This window comes from uncultured Phenylobacterium sp. (assembly GCF_902826855.1).
GTDB lineage: Bacteria > Pseudomonadota > Alphaproteobacteria > Caulobacterales > Caulobacteraceae > Phenylobacterium.
In genome coordinates this window covers 1-2,799 of record NZ_CADEGK010000334.1, presented here as the reverse complement: position 1 = coordinate 2,799, position 2,799 = coordinate 1, and the positions used below count along the sequence as shown (strand labels likewise).

General features: G+C 67.1%; 4 protein-coding genes and 1 pseudogene. 4 read left to right on the top strand and 1 reads right to left on the bottom strand.

From position 1 onward, the window contains the following. The 4 genes and pseudogenes from QZV94_RS24380 to QZV94_RS24365 form a co-directional block, all read left to right on the top strand. Nucleotides 1–727 (top strand): cytochrome c biogenesis CcdA family protein (locus QZV94_RS24380; RefSeq protein ID WP_293682972.1); only part of this gene is annotated, 727 nt, incomplete at its 5' end. Beyond that, a complete protein-coding gene (locus QZV94_RS24375; protein WP_293682970.1) occupies nt 724–1,110 on the top strand; it encodes a hypothetical protein in 387 nt (128 codons plus the stop codon). The genes QZV94_RS24380 and QZV94_RS24375, both read left to right, overlap by 4 nt. Before the next feature lie 12 nt (nt 1,111–1,122). Then, nucleotides 1,123–1,401, top strand: a pseudogene (locus QZV94_RS24370) (TlpA family protein disulfide reductase); the annotation flags it as partial. A 307-nt stretch (nt 1,402–1,708) separates the two neighbouring features. Next, nucleotides 1,709–2,383, top strand: a complete 675-nt coding sequence (locus QZV94_RS24365) for a hypothetical protein (protein ID WP_293682968.1) — start codon at nt 1,709–1,711, stop codon at nt 2,381–2,383. Here QZV94_RS24365 and QZV94_RS24360 read toward each other — a convergent pair. Continuing rightward, a partial coding sequence (locus QZV94_RS24360; protein ID WP_293682967.1) for a hypothetical protein occupies nt 2,355–2,799 on the bottom strand: 445 nt, incomplete at its 5' end. The two genes, QZV94_RS24365 and QZV94_RS24360, sit on opposite strands and share 29 nt — an antisense overlap.

The window sequence follows — 2,799 nt, the reverse complement described above, 5'->3', positions numbered from 1 at the left end:
CGGCTTCGTCGCCGTGTTCGGGCTGGCCGGGCTCGCGATCGAAGGGGCCTCCCTGGCGGTCGGCGAGTGGACACCGTGGATCACCCTGGGGATCGGCATCATCATGATCCCACTCGGCATCGCCATGGTGACCGGCAAGGCCGTGAAGGTGAACCTGCCCCGTCTGCAGCGCGGCGGCAAGGACGGCAGCCTGGCCAGCATGGGCCTCTTCGGTGCCTCCTATGCCACCGTGTCGCTCTCGTGCACCCTTCCGGTGTTCCTTGCCGCCGTCAGCGGCTCGTTCCGCAACGGCAACATACTTGGCGGCATGGCAACCTACCTGGCCTACGCGGTGGGCATGGGCCTCGTCATCGGCGTGCTCACCGTCGCCCTCGCCCTCGCCCAGGACGGAGCCGTGCGCAAGCTGCGGTCGGTGCTGCCGCACCTCAACCGGATCGCCGGCGGGCTGCTCGTCATCGCCGGCGCCTACGTCGCCTGGTACGGCTACTTCGAGATCCGCACGCTCCGCGGCGACCGTATCGCCGGCGGGCCGGTGGACTGGGTCACCGACTGGTCCGCCCAGCTCAGCAACCGCCTCGACACCATCGGCGCCACCGCGCTGGCCGCCGCCCTCGCCGTACTGACCGGTATCGGCCTGCTGGCCAGACGGCGCCGCAGCCACCGGATCGCCGCCTCGCATCCGACCACCACCCGCGATCACGACACCATCTCCATCGGAAGGGATTGATCATGAACCGACCAGCACGAGCCGCCGCGCTCATCGCAGCGACGGCCATCACCGTCGCCGCCTGCGGCGGCTCGACGACCGGCTCACCTACCACCGGCACGCCACCGGCCGGCTCGCCCACCACCCCCGCATCGACCACCGACACGAGTGCCGAGGGAGCGGGCGCCGGCGGGACGGGCGCCGGTGCCGGCGGTGCGAGCACCTCCGCCTCGAGTGCCTCGGCCACACAGGCGGCCACCCCCGCCGACACCGGCCCGTCGACGGGCACCAGCCCGCTGCCCGAGGTCGAGGTGCTCGACGTGGTGAGCGGCGAGACGGTGCAACTCGCCGGCTACCTCCCTGCGGCCAAACCCACTCTCGTGTGGATGTGGGCGCCGCATTGACCCGTCTGCCGGGCTGAATCGCCCGCCGTCGAGCAGTTCGCTCGCGACCATGCAGACAAGCTCACCGTCATCGGGCTCGGCACCCAGGACGACCTCGACTACGCCCAGGACTTCGTCGAGAAGGGCGGGATCACCTTCACGATGCTGTGGGACGAGAGCTTCGAGTCCTGGATCGAGCTCGGCGTGCGGGGTCAGCCCGCTGCCATCCTCTACGCCGCCGACGGAACCATGCTCGAGAGCTGGGTCGGGCCGTTCGACGAGTCAGAGGTGCTCGGCCTCATCGAGGCCTGATCGCTCGGCCCCCCGCCAAGGGGTGCCGGCCGCGTCCGACGCGGCCGGCGCCCTGGATCCCCACAGCGGTGCTCAACCGCCCACACCAACCGACCGGCGGACCCTCCGGTACACCTACCAGGTCACCGAGCTGCGGTGGAACCTCTCGACAGAGGCATTTTCGCCAGACCGGCGGCGCAGCAGTTCCGAATTGGCACGGAACACGATCCTCCACATTTTATGGAGCTATCCCGGGCCCCGGCGGTGTATGGTGACATCCGGCACCGTCGCGTCGGCTTTCGCGGTGCCCTCGCCCGAGGGGGGACCAATGGATGCGAGGTACGAAGCGCTCATCCGGGGTCGCACCGTGCGCACGTCCCGACCGGCCGCCATCGAGCTCGGGCCGGTCACGGCTTCGGTAGCGGAAATCTCCCATCGCGGGGAGCCAACCGCGCGGCACATCGCCGAGGTAGGAAGAAAGCTCAGCGGGATCGAGGCGACCCCGGCAGATTTGGCTTCCGCGAAACTCAAAAAAATCGAGCACGGAATACAACTCGTCTTCGCCCGCGATCTGCGATCCGCTGCTCATGCTGAGCGTATACGGCTGCGGCTTGCGGCGGCGCCCGGACACGGGGCGTTCATGGCGCGTGATCAGGTCGAACGCTACGGCGGCGCGCGGGCGCAATTCGATCCATTCGCGGAAGGCGGCTTCGGCCTGATCGCCGCGCCCGATCTCATGCGCGACGTGGAAAGCCGCAGGCATACCCACGACGCTGGAGATCGCGGCGCCGCACAGCAGCCATTTTACCCGGCCTTTGCCGTCTTTAGTCGGCATCGTTGCGCCCCCGCATTCAAAATCGACTCGCCCGCAGGAGAGGATTTTATCACGGAACCGAACGTGCGGGGCCTGCGCGATGTCGCCGTTTGCAGCAACGGGCGCGCACGCTTCTATCGGCGCATGAACGCGAGTGCGCTCACCAAACCGTGCTCGGGCTTGTCGTGAACGCGCGCGACTTATCGACGTCGGCAACGAACGCATTCCAGAGAGTGCTGCCAAGCCTCTTCGAGCAGAACGCGCCCGCCATTGCCAAGAATGCAGCGAGCACTTTCTCCAAGTCAGCGACGTAGTTGGCGAGAAGCGTTTCAACGCTTGATCCGTAGCTGAGATACAAGGCTTCTCGGTAGTTCGCCTTGCCACGGTAGCGGATGGCTTGATGCATGAATGAGAGCGTTCGCTTATCGAAGCGAGCATCGCGCAAATCGCGGGCGGCTTTCGTTCGAAAGTTATCTACTTTGAGATCTCGAAACTCACGGGACTGCCGAAGGTCTTCTTCGACGGTCCAGCGCCACCAATCGGCGGTGCCGGAGAGATAGGCGCAAGCCGCGCCCAATGCTTCATCGTGATTGCTCGCTGGTGAC